The 20,071-nt window shown below is 69.9% G+C and carries 24 protein-coding genes, 2 tRNA genes and 1 pseudogene; 11 read left to right on the forward strand and 16 right to left on the reverse strand.

Features of this window, described 5'->3' with window-relative positions:
• The 4 genes from EXE46_RS13220 to EXE46_RS13235 form a co-directional block, all read right to left on the reverse strand.
• Positions 1-596, reverse strand: a 596-nt coding sequence (locus EXE46_RS13220; protein WP_137688853.1) for a CocE/NonD family hydrolase, incomplete at its 3' end; no start/stop codon positions are given.
• Positions 597-630: 34 nt separating this feature from the next.
• The gene (locus EXE46_RS13225; protein ID WP_137688854.1) at positions 631-1,029 is read right to left on the reverse strand and encodes a DUF5778 family protein; all 399 of its coding nucleotides are present in this window, start codon (positions 1,027-1,029) and stop codon (positions 631-633) included.
• A 76-nt stretch (positions 1,030-1,105) separates the two neighbouring features.
• Positions 1,106-2,035, reverse strand: coding sequence for an A/G-specific adenine glycosylase (locus EXE46_RS13230; RefSeq protein ID WP_137688855.1), 930 nt, complete (start codon positions 2,033-2,035; stop codon positions 1,106-1,108).
• A gap of 24 nt (positions 2,036-2,059) precedes the next feature.
• Entirely contained in the window at positions 2,060-2,719 is a 660-nt protein-coding gene (locus EXE46_RS13235; protein ID WP_137688856.1) for a hypothetical protein, read from the reverse strand.
• Between the two features lie 114 nt (positions 2,720-2,833).
• On the opposite strand from EXE46_RS13235, the gene EXE46_RS13240 reads away from it, so the two are divergent.
• Together EXE46_RS13240 and dpsA are read left to right on the forward strand one after the other, a co-directional pair.
• A complete protein-coding gene (locus tag EXE46_RS13240) occupies positions 2,834-3,664 on the forward strand; it encodes a carbon-nitrogen hydrolase family protein (RefSeq protein WP_137688857.1) in 831 nt (276 codons plus the stop codon).
• Positions 3,665-3,744: 80 nt separating this feature from the next.
• Entirely contained in the window at positions 3,745-4,293 is a 549-nt protein-coding gene (dpsA, locus tag EXE46_RS13245) for a DNA starvation/stationary phase protection protein DpsA (protein WP_137688858.1), read from the forward strand.
• A gap of 114 nt (positions 4,294-4,407) precedes the next feature.
• Here dpsA and EXE46_RS13250 read toward each other — a convergent pair whose 3' ends face one another.
• The 4 genes from EXE46_RS13250 to EXE46_RS13265 all read right to left on the reverse strand — a co-directional run bounded on the left by EXE46_RS13250 (position 4,408) and on the right by EXE46_RS13265 (position 6,484).
• Complete coding sequence (locus EXE46_RS13250; RefSeq protein WP_137688859.1) at positions 4,408-4,953, reverse strand: DUF1684 domain-containing protein; 546 nt, start codon at positions 4,951-4,953, stop codon at positions 4,408-4,410.
• Positions 4,954-5,020: 67 nt separating this feature from the next.
• Positions 5,021-5,722, reverse strand: a complete 702-nt coding sequence (locus EXE46_RS13255; RefSeq protein WP_137688860.1) for a helix-turn-helix domain-containing protein — start codon at positions 5,720-5,722, stop codon at positions 5,021-5,023.
• An 88-nt stretch (positions 5,723-5,810) separates the two neighbouring features.
• On the reverse strand, positions 5,811-6,089 hold the full coding sequence (locus EXE46_RS13260; protein ID WP_137688861.1) for a hypothetical protein: 279 nt from the start codon (positions 6,087-6,089) through the stop codon (positions 5,811-5,813).
• The gene (locus tag EXE46_RS13265) at positions 6,086-6,484 is read right to left on the reverse strand and encodes a helix-turn-helix domain-containing protein (protein ID WP_137688862.1); all 399 of its coding nucleotides are present in this window, start codon (positions 6,482-6,484) and stop codon (positions 6,086-6,088) included. Before EXE46_RS13265 ends, EXE46_RS13260 begins: the two co-directional genes overlap by 4 nt.
• Before the next feature lie 195 nt (positions 6,485-6,679).
• On the opposite strand from EXE46_RS13265, the gene EXE46_RS13270 reads away from it, so the two are divergent.
• From EXE46_RS13270 to EXE46_RS13280, 3 genes are all read left to right on the forward strand, one after another.
• Positions 6,680-8,317, forward strand: coding sequence for a TrkA family potassium uptake protein (locus EXE46_RS13270; protein WP_137688863.1), 1,638 nt, complete (start codon positions 6,680-6,682; stop codon positions 8,315-8,317).
• An 84-nt stretch (positions 8,318-8,401) separates the two neighbouring features.
• Positions 8,402-8,773: a 30S ribosomal protein S8e gene (locus EXE46_RS13275; RefSeq protein ID WP_137688864.1), complete on the forward strand. Its 372-nt coding sequence runs from the start codon at positions 8,402-8,404 to the stop codon at positions 8,771-8,773.
• A 50-nt stretch (positions 8,774-8,823) separates the two neighbouring features.
• Complete coding sequence (locus tag EXE46_RS13280; RefSeq protein ID WP_137688865.1) at positions 8,824-9,609, forward strand: ribonuclease HII; 786 nt, start codon at positions 8,824-8,826, stop codon at positions 9,607-9,609.
• 34 nt (positions 9,610-9,643) lie between these two features.
• Here the strand turns inward: EXE46_RS13280 and EXE46_RS13285 are convergent, their stop codons facing one another.
• The 3 genes from EXE46_RS13285 to secF form a co-directional block, all read right to left on the reverse strand.
• On the reverse strand, positions 9,644-10,342 hold the full coding sequence (locus tag EXE46_RS13285) for a TMEM165/GDT1 family protein (protein ID WP_137688866.1): 699 nt from the start codon (positions 10,340-10,342) through the stop codon (positions 9,644-9,646).
• Between the two features lie 64 nt (positions 10,343-10,406).
• Entirely contained in the window at positions 10,407-12,011 is a 1,605-nt protein-coding gene (locus tag EXE46_RS13290) for a preprotein translocase subunit SecD (RefSeq protein WP_137688867.1), read from the reverse strand.
• A complete protein-coding gene (gene secF / locus EXE46_RS13295) occupies positions 12,011-12,892 on the reverse strand; it encodes a protein translocase subunit SecF (protein ID WP_137688868.1) in 882 nt (293 codons plus the stop codon). The genes EXE46_RS13290 and secF overlap by 1 nt, the downstream gene beginning before the upstream one ends.
• A 147-nt stretch (positions 12,893-13,039) precedes the next feature.
• Between secF and EXE46_RS13300 the strand changes: the two genes are divergently transcribed.
• The gene (locus tag EXE46_RS13300) at positions 13,040-13,699 is read left to right on the forward strand and encodes a hypothetical protein (RefSeq protein WP_137688869.1); all 660 of its coding nucleotides are present in this window, start codon (positions 13,040-13,042) and stop codon (positions 13,697-13,699) included.
• Between the two features lie 23 nt (positions 13,700-13,722).
• Here the strand turns inward: EXE46_RS13300 and EXE46_RS13305 are convergent, their stop codons facing one another.
• Positions 13,723-14,193, reverse strand: a complete 471-nt coding sequence (locus tag EXE46_RS13305) for a DUF5812 family protein (protein ID WP_137688893.1) — start codon at positions 14,191-14,193, stop codon at positions 13,723-13,725.
• 82 nt (positions 14,194-14,275) lie between these two features.
• Positions 14,276-14,884, reverse strand: coding sequence for a hypothetical protein (locus EXE46_RS13310; RefSeq protein ID WP_137688870.1), 609 nt, complete (start codon positions 14,882-14,884; stop codon positions 14,276-14,278).
• A 79-nt stretch (positions 14,885-14,963) separates the two neighbouring features.
• Here EXE46_RS13310 and EXE46_RS13315 point away from each other — a divergent pair, with 79 nt between their 5' ends.
• On the forward strand, positions 14,964-15,629 hold the full coding sequence (locus tag EXE46_RS13315; protein ID WP_137688871.1) for an undecaprenyl diphosphate synthase family protein: 666 nt from the start codon (positions 14,964-14,966) through the stop codon (positions 15,627-15,629).
• Positions 15,630-15,656: 27 nt separating this feature from the next.
• Here the strand turns inward: EXE46_RS13315 and EXE46_RS13320 are convergent, their stop codons facing one another.
• From EXE46_RS13320 to EXE46_RS13330, 3 genes and pseudogenes are all read right to left on the reverse strand, one after another.
• On the reverse strand, positions 15,657-16,823 hold the full coding sequence (locus EXE46_RS13320; RefSeq protein ID WP_137688872.1) for an inorganic phosphate transporter: 1,167 nt from the start codon (positions 16,821-16,823) through the stop codon (positions 15,657-15,659).
• Positions 16,824-17,364: 541 nt separating this feature from the next.
• Positions 17,365-17,435: transfer RNA gene (locus EXE46_RS13325), tRNA-Gly, on the reverse strand.
• Between the two features lie 91 nt (positions 17,436-17,526).
• Positions 17,527-18,233: pseudogene (locus tag EXE46_RS13330) on the reverse strand (enoyl-CoA hydratase/isomerase family protein).
• A 59-nt stretch (positions 18,234-18,292) separates the two neighbouring features.
• Between EXE46_RS13330 and EXE46_RS13335 the strand changes: the two are divergent.
• The 4 genes from EXE46_RS13335 to EXE46_RS13350 all read left to right on the forward strand — a co-directional run bounded on the left by EXE46_RS13335 (position 18,293) and on the right by EXE46_RS13350 (position 20,036).
• On the forward strand, positions 18,293-18,955 hold the full coding sequence (locus EXE46_RS13335; RefSeq protein ID WP_137688873.1) for a hypothetical protein: 663 nt from the start codon (positions 18,293-18,295) through the stop codon (positions 18,953-18,955).
• A gap of 93 nt (positions 18,956-19,048) precedes the next feature.
• Positions 19,049-19,120: transfer RNA gene (locus EXE46_RS13340), tRNA-Thr, on the forward strand.
• A 357-nt stretch (positions 19,121-19,477) separates the two neighbouring features.
• The gene (locus EXE46_RS13345; RefSeq protein ID WP_137688874.1) at positions 19,478-19,759 is read left to right on the forward strand and encodes a ribbon-helix-helix domain-containing protein; all 282 of its coding nucleotides are present in this window, start codon (positions 19,478-19,480) and stop codon (positions 19,757-19,759) included.
• The gene (locus tag EXE46_RS13350) at positions 19,752-20,036 is read left to right on the forward strand and encodes a type II toxin-antitoxin system RelE/ParE family toxin (RefSeq protein WP_137688875.1); all 285 of its coding nucleotides are present in this window, start codon (positions 19,752-19,754) and stop codon (positions 20,034-20,036) included. Before EXE46_RS13345 ends, EXE46_RS13350 begins: the two co-directional genes overlap by 8 nt.
• The last annotated feature ends 35 nt before the right edge of the window (positions 20,037-20,071 follow it).

Genomic DNA, 20,071 nt, shown 5'->3' on the forward strand with positions numbered 1-20,071 from the left:
ACGAAGAAGTGGTCCGACTCGAACGGCACCGTCTCGACGCCCAGTTCCCCCGCCCGCTCGACCACGGGGCTCCACTCCGCGGTCGAGTCCCGAGTCCCGTAGATCACCCGCGTCGGTACGCCGAGCGCGACGAGGTCGTCGAGCGCGGCGACCGCGTCCGCGTCGGGGTTCAGGCGCGCCGTCGGCGCGAGCGCGCAGACGGCCGCGAGGTCGGGACGGGACGCGGCCGCGACGAGCGCGACCGTCCCCCCGAACGAGAAGCCGAACAGTCCGACGCGGTCGTAGCGCTCGCGCGCCCACTCCACCGCCGCGTCAGCGTCCGTCGTCTCCCCGTACCCCTCGTCCCAGTCGCCGTAGTCGAACCGGAGGCAGTCGACGCCGCGTTCGGTCAGGGCGTCGCTCACCGCGACCAGCCGCTCGTCGCCGCGGTGGCCGCGCTGCTGCGGGTGGGGCGGACAGGCGACGACGACCGCGTCGGCGCGGGGCGCGCCGCCGGAGCCCTCTCCTTCGCTCTCGGCCCCCGCGCCGTCGCTCGCAGCCGAGTCGAGCGTGGCGCGCACGTCGCGGCCGCCGGGGATCAGGACGGTGTCGCTCACGGGTGTCGGATCTGGTCGTCGTCGTCGCTCCCGCTCAGGGAACCTGCGTCACGCGCTCGACGCCGTCGAGCTCCGAGAGATCGGCGGCGAGCGCCTCCTGATCGACGGTCGCCTCGTAGTAGAACACGATGTCGAAGGCGCCGTCGCGGAGCAGCTGTTGACACTCCCAGACGAACTCCTCGCCGTCAAGCGTCAGCCCCTGAAACTGGTTCGACGAGAAGTCCGTGTCGTCGTTGCCCGCCTCGATGTACGTCTCGCCTTTGCCCGCGTGGTCGGCGATGACTTCGTTGGCGGCGACCGTCAGTTCGTGCATCTCCAAGTCCTGTTGCCCGTCGAGGTCCGTGTGGACGATACAGCCCAGCAGCTCGATGTCGCCGGGCTCTAAGAGGGCCTTCGTCCGGGCGTACAGGTCCGCGTCGACGGTCTCGCTCATGGTCGACCCTTCCCGCTCCCGTAATAAACGGGTGACGGTTCCCGCGGCGATCCGGGCGGCCGCAGAACCCGCGTTTTCAGCGCCGCAGCGACACGACCGCGTCGTCGCCGTCCCTCTCGGTTTCGACCAGCCCGTCGTCAGCGAGGTCGTCGACGAGCCCGCGGAGCCACTCTCGGCCGTGTTCGCCGTCCGGCGCGTAGTCCACCCGGATCCGGTGGCCGAGCGTGTCTAGGTCCATCTCGTCGTGTTCGCCGAGCAGCCGGACGATCCGCCCGCGGAACTGCCGGCGGCTCCCCTCGAAGCTCGGCTGCTCGGGCACGTCGGGCGCGGTGAAATCGCCAGTCTGGTAGGCGTGACACCACTCGCGCCATGGACAGCCCGCCTCGTCACAGCGGGGCTTCTTCCCACAGGCGACACCACCCAGTTCCATGATGGCGTTGTTCCAGACGCGGGATTCTCCGGGCGGCATAAGAGCGCTCGCAACGGTTTCGTAGTCTGGTTCATCAGCATCATGTATTTCCGAAAATGCGCGGTACAGCACCCGCTTCACGTTGGTGTCGACGACGGCGTCGCCGTTGTCGAACGCGAACGACGCCACCGCGTTGGCGGTGTACGGGCCGACGCCCATCAGTTCGGAGAGTCCGTCCGGGTCCTCCGGGAACGACCCGTCGAACTTCCCTTCGACCTGTCCGGCCGCCTCGTGGAGGTACTTCGCTCGGTTGTTGTAGCCGAGCGAGTGGTCCGACCAGAAGGCGACCACGTCGGCGCGGTCGGCCGCGTCGAGGTCGGCGGTCGTCGGCCACTCGTCGAGGAAGTCCTCCCACGCGGGCACGACCCGATCGAGCTGGGTCTGCTGGCTCATCACCTCGCTGACGAGGATCTCGTAGGGGTCGTCGGTGCGGCGCCACGGGAACTCGCGGTGGTCGGTCTCGTACCAGTCGACGAGCGCGTCGCGGACCGCGTCGAGGTCGGCCGGGAGTTCGGGGACGCTCTCCGCGTCGGTCATATCTCCGGTCCGGGCGGGGGCGGTTTATCGGTGCTGGTCCCCGTCGGCGCGGACCGGGGCCATCGTCCGCGGGTCGCGGTCGGGTCCCGGGTACTCCCCGCTGACGGCGTCCGGGTACAGCTTCGCCGGATCGAACACCGCCGCGAACGCCCGCGGCTCTCTGACGCTCACGGGGAGGCGGTCGCGCAGCCCGGCCGCGGCCCGCGGCCCGGTCAGCGAGGGATCGAGGCTCACCACCTGCATCGCGCCGCCGCGGTAGGCGGACGCCAGCGCGGGGTGATCGCCCGGCGGCTGCGCCACTGGCTCGCGCCACGACTCGGCCGCCGCGCGCCAGTCGGCCGCCAGCTCTGGGTCCGAGAGCGACGCGATCACGGCCTCGGCGTCGTCAAGGAGCGGGTCGCTGGCGACGAGCGCCGTCCACGCGTGCGACCGGAGCGCGTCGAGCGCCTCGCGCGCGTCGCCGCCGACGAGGAGGTCCGCCGCGAGCGCGTCGGCGTCGGCGACGACGCGGGCCGGACTCGGATCGAGGGGCTCGGCGGCGACGTCTCCGCGGTCCGATGCGTCGTCGCCGTCAGCGGCCCGGTCCGCTCCCGACCGCACGTCGCCGAGCGCGCGCCGCACGTCCGCCTCGTCGAGGTCGCCGCCGGTCGCGGCCGCGCGGTCGAACAGGTCGGCGAAGGTCATGCCACGTCGTCGTCGCCGCGGGCGTATCGTCCTTGCGGCCGCGGTCGGGAGACCGAGGCGCGCCGCCGTCCCCCGAGCCCGGACTTATTGCTCCCCCGGACCGAAATCGCCGGCGTGAGCGACCGATCCGCCGACGGTCCGACCGTCGCCGTCCCGCAGGTAGCCGTCGACGACCTCCGCGTCGACGCGAACGTCGACCGGTTCCGGCGCCGAGCGGCCGACCTCCCGGACGGGATCGACCTAGTCGTGTTCCCCGAGTACGCGCTCACGGGGTTCGCGGCCGACGAGCGGCTCCGGGAGGCCGCGCTGCGCCGGGAAGTCGCGCGCGAGCGGCTCGAATCCGTTTCGGAGGCGGCCGACGCCGCCGTCGTCGCGGGCTACGCCGAGCGCGACGCGGGGACAGTCTACAACGCGACCGCGTACGTACTGCCGCCGGACCGCGCCGCGGACGAGGGCTCTGCCGCGACCGCCGACCGCGGCGGCCACGCAGTCTACCGCAAACGCCACCTCTGGGCCGACGAGGCCGACTGGGTCGCCCCCGGTGGCGAGCGCGTCGTCGTCGAGACGCCGGCCGGACCGACCGGTCTGCTGACCTGCTACGACCTCAACTTCGTCGCGGAGAGCGCGTGGTTCGCGGAGCGCGCCGTCGACGCGCTCGTGGTCGTCGGCGCGTGGCCGGCGGACCACGTTGCGAACTGGCGGCTCCTCTGTCGCGCCCGCGCGCTCGACGGCGTCAGGTGGGTCGTCGGCGCCGGCCGCACCGGGAGTTCCGGCGGCGGGCGCGGGACCGACGAGGCGACGTACGCCGGCAACTCCCTCGTCGTGCGCCCCGACGGCGCGGTCGCAGCCGAACTCGACCGCACGCGGGCGACGTTGACGGCCACCCTCGACCGCGAGACGCTCTCTGCGCAGCGGGAATTGGTCGGCGCTGTCGACGGAGGATAGAAAATAATCTTTTCAATCCTGAAAGAGTAGTTTTCTCAGTAGCAACTATTAAGTGGGTCGCGCGCGTACGTGAAGCTGAAATGAGTACCCAGAAGCAGGCCCGTCAGCGATACGGCGACGTTCACGAGAGCGAAGCGCTCCGCGTCCCCGAGGAGAAGGCCGAGCAGCTCGTCGACGCGCTCAACAGCGACCTCGCGGCGACGTACGTCCTCTACCACCAGATCAAAAAGCACCACTGGCTCGTCGAGGGCGCCGAGTTCCTCGACATTCACGAGTACCTCGGCGAGGTCGCGGCCGACCTCGAGGAGGGCGCCGACGTGCTCGCCGAACGCGCGCAGGCGCTCGGCGGCGTGCCGCTCTCCGGCGGCGCGAACTACGAGGAGCACGCGCCGGTGACCCCCGAGGACGCCGACGCCTACGACATCCGGACGTCGCTCGAACACGACCTCGAGATGTTCGGCGACATCACCGAGCAGCTCCGCGAGCACATCCAGCTCGCCAACAACCTCGGCGACTACAACACGGAAGAGCAGCTCCGCGACATCCTCGAAGATGTCGAGGAACACGGCCACCACATCGAGCACTACCTCGAAGACGACACGCTCGTCACGAGCGAGACGCTCGAATAAATCGGCCGCGGCGGACCGCTTCCGGGGCGTTCCGGACCCCGATTCTTCGAATTTTCAGACCCCTGAGCGGCGCCGCCGTCGCGGGCGACCGCCCCCTCAGTCAGTCCGGATCGGTCAGTCGAGGTCGGGCGCCCGCTCGCCGGCCGGAATTACGATCTCCAGCCAGTTCTCCTCGGGCGGGAGCGGACAGGAGAACGTCTCGCTGTACGCGCAGAACGGGCTGTACGCGAGGTTGAAGTCGACGGTGACGCGGTCCCCGTCGGCGAGTTCACTCTCCGGCTCCAGTTCCATGTACCGACCCTGGTGGTACGTCTGCTGACCGGTCGTCTTGTCGCGGAACGGGACGAAGACGGCGCCGTCGTCGCCCTCCTGTCGGTAGCCCGCGAGCGCGTGTTCCTCGCCGTCGATCTCGAACTCGAACGTGACGATCCGGAGGTACCGAACCGGGTTGCTCGCGGTCGTCTCCATCTCGACCGGCTCGGGGTCGTCGTGGACCGTGACGGTCGACTCGACGCGGTAGTCGGGATCAGGCGGGAAGTAGTCGAGTCCGTCGAACTCGTCGCGGTGTTCCGGCGGGATCGGCGACTGCGGGTGGTCGGCGAAGAAGTCGTCCTTCTCCCGGCGGTTCGCGCGGAGCCGCTCGGCGTAGTCGTCGCTCATACCCGGGCCGACGGGCGCCGGCGGTTTCAGACCCGCGGTTCGCTCGGCTTCCGGATCTGCGGCGGTCTCACAGCGCCTGGAGATCCGCGAGGCAGTCGTCGAGGTCCCGGTTCGACGTCGCTAGCGAGACGCCGTCGACGCGGGCGAGGTCGGCGGCGTGGTCCCAGAGGTCGCCGTCCTCGATCCCGTGGAGGACGACCGCGTTGGGGGTCGGGCTCACGACCCGGAGCGCGACGAGCGGCGACTCGCCGCGGGTCACCCGCGTGAACACGAGCGCGCGGTTGGTCGACTGGCCGTACAGCCGGTAGAAATCCTCGCTGGAGAGCCGCGTGATGGCTTGGATCGAGTCGATGACGGTGTGGCCGTTCACGTGGTCGTGGTCGCCGCGGACGACCTCCGTCGCGCCCATCGCCTCGTAGAACTCGTCGAGGGGGACCGCCGTCGAGTACTCGCGGAGGTCGTGGACGATGTCGCTCTCGAACCCGGCAGAGAGCACCCGGGCGTGCTGCCGGATGCGCCCGCCGCCGCGACGCTCGTCGATGTTGAGCAGCCCCTCGACGGTGCGACGGACGACGCCGATCCCGGGGCTCTCGCGGCGACCGCTCTCGTAGTCGGAGACGACCGACGAGGAGACGCCGAGCTGGTCGGCCAGCTCCGTCTGCGAGACGTCGAAGTCCGTCCGCCACTTCCGGAGGGTCGCTCCGGGGTCGTCGCTCAGCGCAATTTCGCCGGCGATCCGGCGGGAGAGCTCCTCGCGTGCGTCGCTCATGCCGTGAACGGACGACCGAGCGCCGCAAAAGGGTACCGTTCGTCGCGCGTCGAAAGTCCGCGGGCTCGCCCCACGAACGCCCGCTCGCTCACTCTAGGTACAGCGAGTAGACGATGACGGCGAACCCGACCGCCGTGAGGAGGCCGTCGATGGCGATACCGACCGCGAGGTCGGCGCCGATGATCTGGTGGGAGACGCCGCCCAGCAGCGCCCCGACGGTGACGATACCGAAGCCGACACCGAGCTCCCGCAGCGACCGGTCGCCGGTCCGGTCGTACGCGCGGAGGGCGTAGTAGGTGATGCTGCCACCGAGTACCAGGATGGCGGTCTTTGCGACGATGATGCTCAGGTCGATGTAGGGGGTCATGTTTCCTCTCGTAGCTCCGACCACAGGTCGGCCAGTCGCTCGTCTCGGGTCCGTTCGGGCCGAGAGAACTCCACGTCGAACTCGCGGCGGTCCGAGTCGCCCCCGTCTCCGTCGCCGACCGAGACGGTAACGGCGTCGAACGACACCGAGTACCGCGTCGTGTGCTGCCCGTCCCGCCGGATGTCCGTCGACTCCGACAGCAGCGAGGCGTCGGTGAGCTTCTCCAGCTTCCGGTAGGTCGTCGACAGGGGGATGTCGCACTCCTCCGAGAGCTCGCTCGCGGTCTTCGGCTCGGTGAGCGCCGCGACGATCCGACGGGCCGCGTCGTCGGCCAGCGCGTCGAGCACCTCGTCGACCGACGGCGGTTCCGGCTCTCGCGACGGGTCCCGCACCATGCGTGACGGTTCGGCCCCCACAACTTAAACCATCGAACTTCCGTCCGACGCGACCCAAGTCGGTTCCGTCGATGGCCGGCCGACGAGTCGAAAGCGTCGAAGCGTAGAGGAGCCGAAAGCGCCGGTGCCCGGACGGGACGGACCGCGTCGAACGAGTCCGCCCGTTTTTGTACGGCCGCGGCGTATCGCGGGTCGATGGACACGTGGAAGCGGCGGGTCGTGTCGTACACGGTCTTTCTCGGCGTCGTGCTCACGTTCACCGCCGTGGCGTACCGGTGGGGGATGCGCGTCTACGAGAGCGACCCCCGGACCCTGATCGAGTCGTTCCAGTTCGCGATCGAGATGTTCACCACGACCGGGTTCGGCGGCGACGCGTCGTCGTGGCAGAGCCAGCAGATGCACGCGTTCGTCGCCGTGATGGACCTCGTCGGGATGATGCTGCTCATCGGTGCGCTCCCCGTCGTCGCGACCCCGGTCCTCGAATCGGCGTTCTCGACGACCGTCCCCCGGTCGCTGGACGAGGAGCTGTCGGGACACGTCGTGGTCTGTTCCGACACCACGCGCTCGGACGCGCTCTTAGACGAGTTCGAGTCGGAGGACGTCCGATACGCGGTCGTCGAACCCGACCCCGATCGGGCGCTGGCGCTGTACGAGGCGGGCCACAGGGTGGTCCGCGCCGACCCCGAGACGACCGCCGGGCTCGAAAGCGCGCGCCTCGGTGCGGCCCGCGCCCTCGTCACCGACGTCTCCGACCGGGTCGACGCGAGCATCGTCCTCGCCGCGAAGGAGCTCTCGACCGACGTCCGCGCGATCAGCGTCGTCGAGGACCCGACCCGCGAGCGCTACCACCGGCTCGCCGGCGCGGACGAGGTGCTCTCCCCGCGGTCGCTGCTCGGCGAGCGCCTCGCCTCGAAGGTGACGACGGCGGTGCGGACCGACCTCGACGAGGCGGTCGAGATCGGCGACTCGCTCCGGATCGCGGAGGTGTCGATCCACCACGGGAGCGGCCTCGCCGGCTCGACGCTGGCGGGCAGTCGGATCGGCGAACGCACCGGGGTCGACGTGATCGGCGCGTGGTTCGACGGCTCGTTCGAGGCGGCGCCCCCGCCGGACGCGACGCTGTCGGCCGGCACGGTCCTCCTCGTTTCGGGGACCGAACCGCAGGTCGAGGCGCTCGTCGACCTGACCAACTCGGCGGCCCGCCGGTTCGCCGCGGGCGAGACGGTCGTCGTCGGCCACGGACAGGTCGGGACGACCGTCGCGGATGCCCTCGAGGCGGCCGACATCCCGGTGACCGTCGTCGACCGCGAGGACGGCGAGGAGATCGACGTGGTCGGCGACGCGACGGACCCGGAGACGCTGCTGGACGCCGGCATTGCCGACGCGAGCACCGTCGTCCTCGCGCTCCCCGACGACACGACGACCGAGTTCGCGACGCTCGTGGCCCGGGACTCGGCGCCGAACGTGGAGATTCTCGCGCGGGTCGAAGACCCCGAGAGCGTGCCGAAGATGCACCGGGCCGGCGCCGACTACGTCCTCTCCCTCTCGACGGTGACCGGACGGATGTCCGCGTCGGCCGTGTTCACGGACCGGGACGTGATCTCGCTCGACACACACGTCGAGGTCGTCCGGAGCGAGGCGCCGAAGCTGGTCGGTCGGACCGTCGGCGGGGCCGCGGTCCGCCGGACCACCGGCTGTTCCGTCATCGCCGTCGAGCGGGGCGACGAGCTCGTCACCGACGTGGGTCCGGAGACGCGGATCGAGCGGGGCGACGAACTCGTCGTCGCCGGCACCGACGAGGGGGTCCGCGCGTTCGAGCGCGCGTTCGCCTAGAACCGGCTCGCGGCGCCGCTCCCGCCGCCGCGACCGCCGGGACGAGTCGAACGCTTCAAGTATTCGCTGGCTGTTCATACCCGTATGAAAGACCAGGGACGCTCCGCGCGCAAGCGGACCGGCGGCCGACTCAAGCACGCCTCGAACAAGAAGCGCCACCAGCTTGGCCGCGAGCCCGCCGAGACCACGGTCGGCGAAACGCGACTCCAGTACATCGACTCCCGCGGCACGGACCAGAAGGTCCGCGCGCTCTCGACGAACGTCGCGCAGGTCGCCGACGACGGCGAGGTCAGCGAGGCGGAGATAGAGAACGTCGTCGACAACCCCGCGAACGTCAACTACGCCCGACGGAACATCGTCACCAAGGGCGCCATCATCGAGACGTCCGCCGGTCGCGCCCGGGTCACCTCCCGTCCCGGCCAGACCGGGCAGGTCAGCGCGGTCCTGCTCGACTGAGGTCGCGCCTTTTCTGAAGCTATTTCCGCTCGCACGCCCACCAGCCACGCGTGTATCTCGGCGTCGACGAAGCAGGCAAGGGGCCCGCGCTCGGCCCGATGGTCGCGGCGGCGGTGATCGCCGATCCGGCGACGCTCCCCGCCGACGTGGACGATTCGAAGCGGGTCGCGCCGGCCAGACGCGAGGAGCTGGCCGGCGCCCTCAGCGGCGACCCGGACGTCGCCGTCGGCGTCGCCTTCGTCGAACCCGCCGAGATCGACCGGCCCGACACGGACATGAACACACTCACCGTCCGCGGACAGGCGCGTGCGGTGCGGATCGCACTTTCCGGGAGCGTCGCGGCGGGTATCGACGAGCCGATCCGCGTCGTCGCGGACGCGGGCGACACCAGCGAGGAGCGCTTCGCGCGGCGCCTCCGCGAGTTCGTCGAGACCGACGCCGGGAACGGGAACGACGCCGGGAACGGGAACGACGCCGGGAACGGGAACGACGCCGGGAACGGGAACGACGCCGGGAACGAGCCCCCGGAAAACGGCGAGCCGCTCCCGTCGATCGACGTGACGGCCGCCCACGGCGCCGATGAGGACGACCCCGTCGTCGGTGCCGCGAGCGTCGTCGCCAAGGTGGCCCGCGACGCCGCGATGGCCGAGATCGACGCGGAGTACACCGCGTACGACGAGCTCGGGAGCGGCTATCCGAGCGACCCGGTAACCCGGGCGTTCCTCCGCGAGTACGTCGCCGAGACGGGAGATCTCCCCGACTGTGCCCGCCGGTCGTGGGCGACCTGCGACGACGTCCTCGCGGCCGCCGAGCAGTCGGCGTTAGACGAGTTCTGACCCCGGACAGAGGGCGGTACGCGGAACGTCGCCCTCAGAACAGCCCGGCGGCGAGACCGCCGACCGCGCCGACGAACGTCTCCCACACCGAGAAGCCGGTCGCGATCGCCAACACGGTGTCGGCGCCGAAGAAGGCGAAAAGCAGCGCGGAGCCGAGATGCGCGAGCCGCATGTCGACCCGCCCGGCGAACGTGTGGAAAAAGTACGCGTTCGCGAGGCTCACCGGGATGATCGCGAGCATCTCGCCGAGCCAGATCGCGGAGGTCGCGCCGTACTGGACCGCCAGCCCGATGGTGACGAGCTGGGTCTTGTCGCCGAACTCGCCGGTCGCGGTGAGCAGAAAAATCGGCAGGAAGCCGCCGAGCGACCCCGAGTAGCGGTCGAGCGCCCCCGGAAGCGAGAGCTCCTCGAACGCGGCGGACCCGTCGTCGCTCTCGGTCTCGGGGCTCGCTCCGCGCGGCGGTGCGGAGCGATACAGGGCCACCGCGAAGGCGAAGAACAGCGCCGCGGTCACGGCGTCGAGCGCGACCGGCGGGAGCGCCGACTGGAGCGCCCGCCCGAACGCGATCTCGACGGCGGTCCATCCGGCGAACGCGGAGCCCGCGGCGGCGACGACGACCTTGGGGTCGTATCGCGTCGCGAGCCCGGCGATCATCAGTTGGACCTTCTCGCCGGGCAGCACCGCGAGCTGCGCCGCGAACGCGACGACGACGATCTCGGCGTAGCCGGTCATGCGTCACTCACCTCCCGTCGTTCGTCCGGACGGTGCCGGAGTTCCCCGACGGCGCCGACTCGGTTCACCTGACCGTCAGCAGCCGCCGCAGGATGTCGCCGTACGCGGGGCGGGTGATCAGCACGCCGATCAGCACGCCGAGGATGGTGAAGATGGCGAACCCGGAGAGGTCGCCGAGCGAGAGCACCATCAGCGGCGACATCGCGATGATCGTCGTGGCCGCGGCGGCGCCGATGACCCAGAACGCCTGCCGGAACCGGGAGTCGAACACCGTCTGGGAGTTCACCTCGCCCTCGCTCATCACCTGATCGGCGATGATGACGAGGTCGTCGACGCCGGTCCCGACGACCGCGATGAAGCCCGCGATCACCGCCAGCTCGAGGGGATACCCGAGCAGCGCCGCGAACCCGAGCAGGGCGTACACCTCCGCCAGCGCCGTGACGATCATCGGGAGGGCGACGCGCGGTTCGCGGTACCGGAGGAACACCATCCCGGCGACGGCGAACACGGACAGCACTCCGATGACGAGCGAGTACGTCCGGAAGTTCTCCCCCTGCGAGGCCGAGATGGAGGAGGAGGTCCCCTCGCCGCTGATGTCGAGGTCGGCGGGGAGCGCGCCGGCGCGGAGGTTCAGCGAGATGGTCTGCGCCTCGGCGAACTCCCCGGTCGTGAGCCGGAAGTTCCCGGTGTCGGCCCACGAGCCGGCCGCCATGCTGTCGGCGAGACCGGGGTCCATCCCGAAGGAGTTGACGACCTCGCCGTCGACGACGAGCAGGAGACACGGGTTCCGATCCCCGTTCACCGTCTCTATCTCGCCGGTCTCCGGGTTGTACCCGCACCGGTCCGCCTGCGTCTGGTACGCGTCGGCGAAGCCGCGCTGCGCGACGGCGTCTTGGAACGCGTGTGCCGGCGACTGACCGCTCTCGGCGGTGTTACGGACGGTGACCGGGACGTACGCGCCGGTGCCGCGGTCGCTCTGTGCCGCGGTCCCGATCTCCTCGAAGTCGTCCTGGATCAGCGCGCCCTCCTGAACGGCGGTGCCGTTTCCGTCGGGGTACGCGACGTCGATCCGGACGGTTCCGCGCTCTTCGAGGAGGTCGATTACCTCCTGACGACCCTGTCCGGGGACCTCGACGAGGATGAAGTACTCGCCGGTGATCGACTGGACCTGCTGGACGCTCCCGCCGGAGAGGCCCGCCTCGTTGATCTTCCCTTGGATGACGCTCATCGTCTCGTCGCGCGTCTCCTGCGTGACGCCGGATCGGATCGACTCGTACTCGTACCCGCTCGCGTCCATCGCCGCGCGGAACTGCGATTCGGTCACGGACGGCTCCGTCACCTCGACCGCGCTCTCCTCGGGCACGACGCCGACGTTGCGGACGGAGGCGTTCTCCAGCTCGGCCGCGACCGCCTCCGCGACCGTCCCCGGCGTGTCACCCCCGAACGCGACGTCGGTGGCGGTGTACCCCGACAGCGGCGCGCGGACGCGCGTCCCGCCCGCCAGATCGAGCCCGTACTGGAGGTTCGTGACCCCCTGTTGGGCCTCGCTGGCGCTCTCGCCGGGCGCCGGCTCCGGCCCGAACCCGGGGGCGAACAGCGCCACCGAGGAGCCGATCACGACGACGACGAGCAGCAGGATGCGCCAGTTCTCCTTGATCGGTTCGAGCATTACCGGGCCACCCCCTCGAACTTGTACCAGCGAAGCAGCGAGACGTTCAGCAGGTACGTGTTCATCAGGTCGGCGCAGAGCCCGACCGAGAGGATGATACCGATGTCACGCAGGAGGCCGATCCCGAACAGCGAGGCGACGACCGCCATCACGACCATCGCGGCGATGGAGGTGAGCGTCATCGTCACCCCGGTCCGCATCGCGCGGCTGACCGACTCGTAGAACTCGCCCGTGCGGCGCAGCACGGAGTCGTTCAACAGGATGTCCGAGTCGACGCTGTACCCGATGATCATCAGAAGCGCCGCGATCGTCCCGAGTGTCATCTGGATTCCGAGCAGGTTCATCGCCGCGATCGGAATCACGAGGTCGGAGAACGCGGACGCGACGACCGCCAGCGAGGGGACGAACGTCCGGAACAGCGCGAACACCAGCACGCTCATCCCGAGGAACGCGAGCGCGACGCCGAACAGCGCGGTCCGTGCGGTGTCGCTCGCGAAGCTCGGCGACACCTGATCGACCGCGGTCGTGGTCAACCCCGCCGCCTCCGCCTGATCTTGGAGGTCGTTCGCGAGTCCCTCCGGGTCGTCTTCGGCCGCCTGGAACGTGACGACGATCACGTCGTCGCCGGCGATCGTCCGGACCGAGTCGGGCTGCCGCTCGAAGGCCGTCTGGATCTGTTGTTCGGCGTTGCCCCCGTCGTCCGCGACTCGCAGCTCGACGCCGCCGGTGAACTCCAGTCCGAGGTTCGCCGGCGCACCGGTGGCGACGACCCAGCCGCCGATGATCGCCAACGCGAGGACCAGAAACGCGAGCGGCACCGCCGCGAGCTGCCGGTTCGAGTAGTCGGTGTAGTTGACTTCCGGCACCTCGATCGCTACCATAAATACCGGTTCCCCCGCGGGCGCGAATAAGCCTTCTTATCTGGGTGGCTGCGGCCGGTCAGTCCACGGTCCACGGCCTCGCCGACACGGCCGCTCGGCGTCCGCGACCGGTTCTCCCGCTCGGCGGTAACAGTTATCACGCCGCACGTGCTCTCCCGACGTATAGTCGACGAGGCGACCGTACGAGCAACCGCCATCGAGTACGCGGAACTCGAGCTGTACGACCCCGTCGAGGTCACGTTCGTCGGGATGACGGACGCCCCGAACGGCACCCGGGTGGGCCTCGAAGTCCAACTGAAAGAGGGCAGCCTCTTCGGCGGTTTCCTCGGGTCGCTCCTCGGCCTGGTCTTAGGGCTCATCGTGAGCCTCCCCTTCGTGTTCATCTTCCCCCCGTTGGTGGCACTCCTCGCGCCGGCCGGACTCCTCGGCGGCGCGTACGTCGCGTACTACGGGACGGCACCCACGGAGTACGCGACGGTCACCGTCGACGACGCCGGCGACGTGGTCATGTCGAACCAGGACTACGCGGAGGGGGACTTCGACGACGCGCTGGGTCGGAGCGTCTCGGCGCACGGCGCCCAAGCGCGCCTTGAGGCCGACGCGCGGCGCCGCGCCTCGGCCGGACCGTCGCCATCCGAGGTGATGGACCTGTTCTTCGGCTCCGACAGCGAGTTCTCCGAACCCGACAGCTGCCCGGAGTGCGGCGCGAAGAACACGCTGCTGTCCCCGCAGTTCGCCGAGCTCGGCCCGGGGCGGTATCAGTGCGAGAACTGCGGGAACATCGTCAACCTCGCCGGCAGCGACTGAGCGCCCGCCGCCGTCGCCGGCGCTTACGGCAGGTACCGCACGGCGACGACGCCCGGCTCCGACCGGATCTCGACGCGGTTCACGCCGAGCCGAGCCGCGCGCGCGAGCGTCCCCTCGCGGTCGTCGATCACGTCCGCGACCGCGTCTTCGGTCTCCGACTCCGGCGGCGTCAACACGTGGACCTCGCCGACGCCCGCGCGCTCCTCCCGGGAGAGCTCTCCCGTCGGCGTCTCCGCGGCGAGCTCGCGCTCGTGGACGGTCGGCGGCTCCGGGCTCTCCGCTATCGACAGCGAGCGGCGCTCCGCGACCTCGATCACCTGATAGGTGACCTCCATCGGGGGATCGGGGGCGACCGTCGCCTCGACGGCGTCGTCGACGTCGAGCCCGGGGTTCGAACTCAGCGTGTGGACCTGTCCGTCGTGGACGTCTTTCAGCACGGCCGAGTCGCTCTCGACGTGGGTGACGAGGAACGTACTCTCCTTCCCGTCGGTCACTGCGTCCGTCTCGTCGGTCATTGGGTTCGGATACTCGCTCGGGCGACTTCCCGCTTTCGAGCCGGGACCGCCGGGACGCCGCTCACGTCGAGCCGTCGGCGTCGGTCGGCTCGCCGGCGTCGGTCGACCCGCCGGCGTCGGCTCCCGCGCCGTTCGGCTCGCCGTCGACAGCCGCGCCGTCCTCCGACCCGCCGCGGAGCCGGAAGTGCGTCGCGAAGACGCCGAGCGCGGCCGCCGCGGGGGGGACGAATCCGGCCGGCTGCGGGAGCGCGTACAGCGTGTTGATCACGGGGGAGTCGCTCGGGTCTCGGAGCCCCTCCGGCGCCGAAATCACCAGTCCGAGGTACAGAGAGAGCAGGAACAGGAAGCCGGCGACCCCCATCCACCGATCGTAGGTGGCCGCGACTCGGTCGCCGCGGCGGTGTCTGCGGGCGACGAACAGGATCGGCGCCAGCAGCGGCCCGACGGCGCCGAGCCCGGCGACCACGAACAGCGACCGCGAGAAGAGAAACGTCCCCCCCTGCGCCGAGACGGTCTCGCCCATCCAGACGACTAAACCGAGCGTGACGACGAGCGCGACGAACCCGGCCGCCAGCGCGCCGAGCGCGGCGTACGCGCGCATCGTCAGCGACTCGGTCGCGCGGAACGCGTAGGGGATCGCGCCGAACACCCCGCGGTAGCTGTCTGCCATCGCCGTAAGTAGGGCCGTCGGCGAATTAAACCCCTCGTCGGCGGGAAGCCATTTATACGCCCGACCGGATCGCTGTGACGTGGGTCTCTACGACGCGTACCTCGCGACGCGCCACCGCCTCCACGACGCCGAGCCGCCGGCACACGTCGCGCTGGTCCTCACCGAGCGCGACCTCCTCGCCGACGGGGCGTTCGACACGCTGTCGTCGGCGATCGGCTGGGCGTTCGAGTACGGCGCGGAGCGCGTCACCGTCTCCGTCTCCGTCCTCGACCGAGCGGTCGCACCGACGCTGGTCCGGGAGCTGCGCCGACTCGACGCCCCCGCGGAGACCGCGGTCCGCGGTCCGGAGACGGACACCGCGTCCGATCCGCCGGCCGACGCCGCGTCCGATTCGCCAGCCGCCGCCGAGTCCGATTCGGACGACGCGCCGGTCCGAATCCTCGTCGGGCTCGGCGGCAAAGCGGAGTTCGCCGGGGCGGTCCGCGAACTCGCGAGCGACGTCGCGGCCGGCGAGCTGACGCCCGAGGCCATCGACGAGAGCGACGTCGCGGAGCGGCTGCTGTTCCCCGAGGAACCCGATCTGGTCATCAAGACCGGCGCCGAGCGGCTCTCCGACTTCGCCATCTGGCAGTCGGTGTACGCCGAGCTCTACTTCACGGACGTGAACTGGCGCGACTTCCGCAGGCGAGAGTACCTCCGCGCGGTGCTGGACTTTCAGGACCGTCAGCGTCGGTTCGGCAGGTGACCGGCGCCGCGATCGGTCGCGGGCAGGCTACCAGACGAACGTGAAGAGCACGGTGAACGTCACCAGCGCGCCCACCGTCGAGAGGATCGGGACGACGTTCTGCATCAACACGACGCGCGCGCTCGTTCCCGGATTGAACAGGTCGGCGGCGGAGGGGACGTCGCTCGCGTCCCCCTCGCCGATCGGCGGCATCTCGTCGGCGGCCAACGCGCCGACGGAGACCGTCGGCTCCTTCTCGCCGCTAATCCCCTGTCGCACCGTCACCGTCCGCGTCGCGCGCCCCCACCCGAGCCCGACGATCGACATGGTCGCGATGATGACGAACGAGGCGGGGATGCCGACCGCCGAGAGGCTGATGACGATCCCGGAGGAGACGACCGCGACGACGATGGCGGCCGTCAGCGGGAGGTCGGTGATGTCGTTGCCGAGCGTGTCGAGGGTCCGGCGGGCGATCGTGAACGCGCCGACCGCGACCGCGGCGCTGCCGAGGAGGATCATCGGTGTCATCTCCACGCCGTCGAGCGCGACGAGCGGCGCGATCGCGTTCGCGATGTTCGACGTGCCCGAGGAGAACGCCATCAGACAGCCGATGGCGATGACGACGATCCCGCCCGTCAGTTCGCGCCGCGTCGTGTTCGGTCCGAGGACCGGTCGCGGGACGACGCCCGAGCGGTCGAACTCGAACAGCGCGCCCTCGGTGCTTTCGATCGCCACCCAGCGGTCGATCGCCGAGTAGAAGTAGCGACCGACGACGCCGGACACCCAGAACCCGATGATCGGCGCGACGAGCCACCAGATCGCTATCTCGCCCATCACCGCCCAGTCGAGGGTGTTCGTCGCGATACCCAGCCCGGCGATGGCGCCGACCGCCGTCATCGACGTCGACGCCGGCACGCCGGCGAAGTTCCCGACGAACAGCGCGCCCCCGATGAAAAAGAGGACGATGATGCTCGTCTCCAGCGTGAACACGCTCGCGCCGGTGACGAGGTCCTCGCCTAGCGTCGTCACCACGCGCTGGCCCAAGGTTCCCGCCCCGATGAAGAAGAACACCGACATCAGCGCCGCCGCGCCCGACTTCGACAGCACGTCCGCGCCGACCGCCGGCCCGAACGCCGGCCCCGTCGTCGCCCCCCCGATGTTGTATCCCACGAACGCCGCCACCGCGATCCCGACCAGAAGAAGAATTTCGACCATATGAATAAATAGAGGGCGCACGCGCTGTTAAACGGACGGGGTCCGTCCGCGTCGGCGCCTCCCGTTCGCCCCCCACCCTCGGTCACGGTGAGACGGACGCGAACGCGACACGGCACGTAGCTGACGACGAGAGCCCGCTGAGTCATTTATGACTTATTTATACCTGAACGAGGCGATGGCGCGTGCCTGCGAGCGGCCGCCCCCGGCGGCCGCGAGGAGCACGCGCGAGGTCGCCGGCGCGTGGCGCCGGCTGCCAGAGAATCTTCGATTCTCGCTGGAGTCGGGGGTCCGAAGCGAAGCGGAGGACCGCCGACGAGGCTGGGGAGGCGTGAGGTGCGGTGCTGCGAGAGAAAGCGGATTTATGGGGCCACTCCGGCCGAGAGGAATTCCTCTCCGGTTCGACTCATGTAGTTGGGAAACGCACCGGCCGAGACTCCCGCGAGCAGCGAGGGACTGAAAGTCCCTCTGGCAGCCGGCGCGTAGCGCCGGCGACGGAGCGAGCGGGAGTCAGGCCGGTGGATCTTCGAGCGTAGCGAGAAAATGCACCGGCCGAGATTTGAACTCGGGTTGCAACCATGGCAAGGTTGCGTGATACCACTACACTACCGGTGCGTGCTTCGCATTCCCCGGTTAGCCGGAGACTCACTTAAACCTGTCACATCGGGACTGCGGACCGCCGGTGTCGTCTTCGCCGCTGTGCCGCTCACTCTCTCCGCCCTCGGGCGATCTCGTCGGCGTGCGCGTCGTGGAGATCCGCGAACGCCGCGGCCTCCGCATCCTCCTGTGTCTCGTCGTCGCCGCGGTCGCGGAGCCGGCGCTTGATCGCCGCGAGCGCGTCCGGTTCGCCCGACGCGATCTCGTCGGCCACCGCACGGGGGTCGTCCGCGACGCGCGAGACGAGGCCGGTCCGGAGCGCCGCCGCCGCGTCGAGGGTCCGTCCCGAGAGCGCGAAGTCGAGCGCGTCGCCTTCGCGCATGACGCGCGGGAGCCTGACCGTCCCGCCCCACGCGCCGAACAGCCCGAAGGAGACGCCCGGCTCGGCGAACGTCGCCCGCGGCGTCGCGACGCGCACGTCCGCCGCGAGCGCCAGCTCGACGCCGCCGCCGCGGGCCGGCCCGTCGACTCCGCAGACGACGACCGACGGGTGCTCCTCGATCGCGGCGGCGACGCGCTGGCCTCGCCGCGCGAACGCCTCGGAATCGTCGAGCGCCGCGACCGCGTCGAGGTCGGCGCCGGCGCAGAAGGCGTCGCCCGCGCCGCGGAGGTACGTCACCGACGGGCGGTCTCGCCCTCCGGCGCTTCGAACGCCTCGCGCAGGGCGGTCAGGTCCGCGGGTCGGAGTGCGTTGCGCGCCTCGGGACGGTCGAGCGTGACGACGCGCACGTCGCCGTCGGTTCGGGTTCGGATCACGGGACGGAATCCCGTTCGTTTCCAAAGGTCTTTGCCCTTCGCTCGTCTATCAAACGGCAATGGACGATGCCGCGCGAGCGCGTGACGCAGCGCGCGAGGCGCTCGCGGACGTCGAACCCGAACAGCTCCGCGAGGCACTCGACGCCCGGATCGGCGACGCGGCGGTGACCCCCGGCGTGCTGGCGCTGGTCACCGCTCGCGCGCTCGACCCCGACGTCGACCTCGGCGACGTCGCCGACCGCGCCGCCGGCGTACAGCTCATCTACGAGGGGTTACGACTCACCCGTACGGTCGCCCGCGACGAGCCGTGGGTGACCGCGCCCACCGCCGCCGACATCGAGGCCGACATGGACGTGCTCGCCGCCGACGTGCTCGTCTCGCGCGGCTTCTCGCTACTGGCGTGTACCGACGCCGCCCGTCCCGCCGTCGACGTGGTTCGCGCGTTCGGGCGCGACCAGACGCTCCGCGACCGGGAGGACCCCGACGGAGCGGCGGCGGCCGCGCTCGACCGGAACTTGGAGGTGGACGCCCTCGAACTAGCGGTCGTCGCCGGCACCACCGCCGTCGGCGGCGACCCGCCGGAGGAACTGCTCGCGTACGCCCGCGACCTCGCGGCCGACTGCGACGGCGAGTTCCCGCCCGCCGGGCGGGCGCTGCCGGAGGCGACCGCCGACCGAATCGCCGACATCTCCGAGCGCGCCGTCAGCGCGACCGATCGGTGAGCCGACGCGGGCGACGGAGCAGGGTCGATCCCCCGACGCGGCGCCGCCGAATCGAAACCCCTAAAGTCGAATCCGGTCAACGACAGTTTGCGTGCCTGGGTAGCTTAGCGGTAAAGCGCGTCCTTGGTAAGGACGAGACCGGGGGTTCAAATCCCCCCTCAGGCTCTTTCTTTCGTACACTCCTTGTACGCATACTTTTCTGGCTACACTCGTTTGAACGAAACTTGCTCAAGATTCGCTTCTCTCGCTAAACAGGACACCCCTCGCCGTAATGCGATTCGTTAAACTGTCAGGACACACAAAATAATTCACAGACAGCGGCGGGATAGACCAGAAATCGACCGGGGATGCGTCCCCTCAAGTGACACCCCGGATTTCGCTAATCCACACTCACAGGACGGACGATGAACCGTAGTCAGGAATGTGATAGAACTGTTCCTCGATGTGGCTATTCACGTCGGTTACGCGGTGAGTGAGCCTCCGCCGAAACGACTATTGGTAAGACCAGCGTATTACGTCTATATGTCTGAAGCGGCCACAAACGACGGCAGCGGGGACGACATCGCCACGGTCAACTTCAAACTCACCGAGTCGTTCCTCGAACAGATAGACGACACGTGGCAGGGGCGCGGGTTCAACAGCCGGAGCGAGTTCATCCGGTACACGCTTCGGGATGCCGTTGAGTTCCCGACGTTCGACCGCGACGAACTCGTCGCCCTGCTCGAAGCCGAGGAAGACATCCGTGAGGGACGGACGACGAGCGCCGAGGAGGCCCGCGAGCGGTTCGGCACGAGCGATGAGTGACGACGGGTGGACGTGGGAACTCTCCTCGACGGCCGAAGACGACCTCGACGGACTGTCCCCCGCCGACCAAGACCGGATACTCGACAAGCTCGATGAAATCGTCTCCTCGCCGTGGCGCGACCCGCCGGACTACGGTGAGCCGCTCCAGAACAGCCCGCACAAGAAAATACGCATCGGAGAGTTCCGGCTCTCCGTGACGTTCCGTCAGGACGATGAGCGACTTGTCGTCGCACGTATCAAGCGTCTGGGCGGCGCGTACCCCGCTGACGACGACTGAGTGCGGACGAGTCCCCGGACCGAGTCGCGGCGGGT

Origin of the sequence: Halorubrum sp. GN11_10-6_MGM (assembly GCF_005435165.1) — an archaeon.
GTDB lineage: Archaea > Halobacteriota > Halobacteria > Halobacteriales > Haloferacaceae > Halorubrum.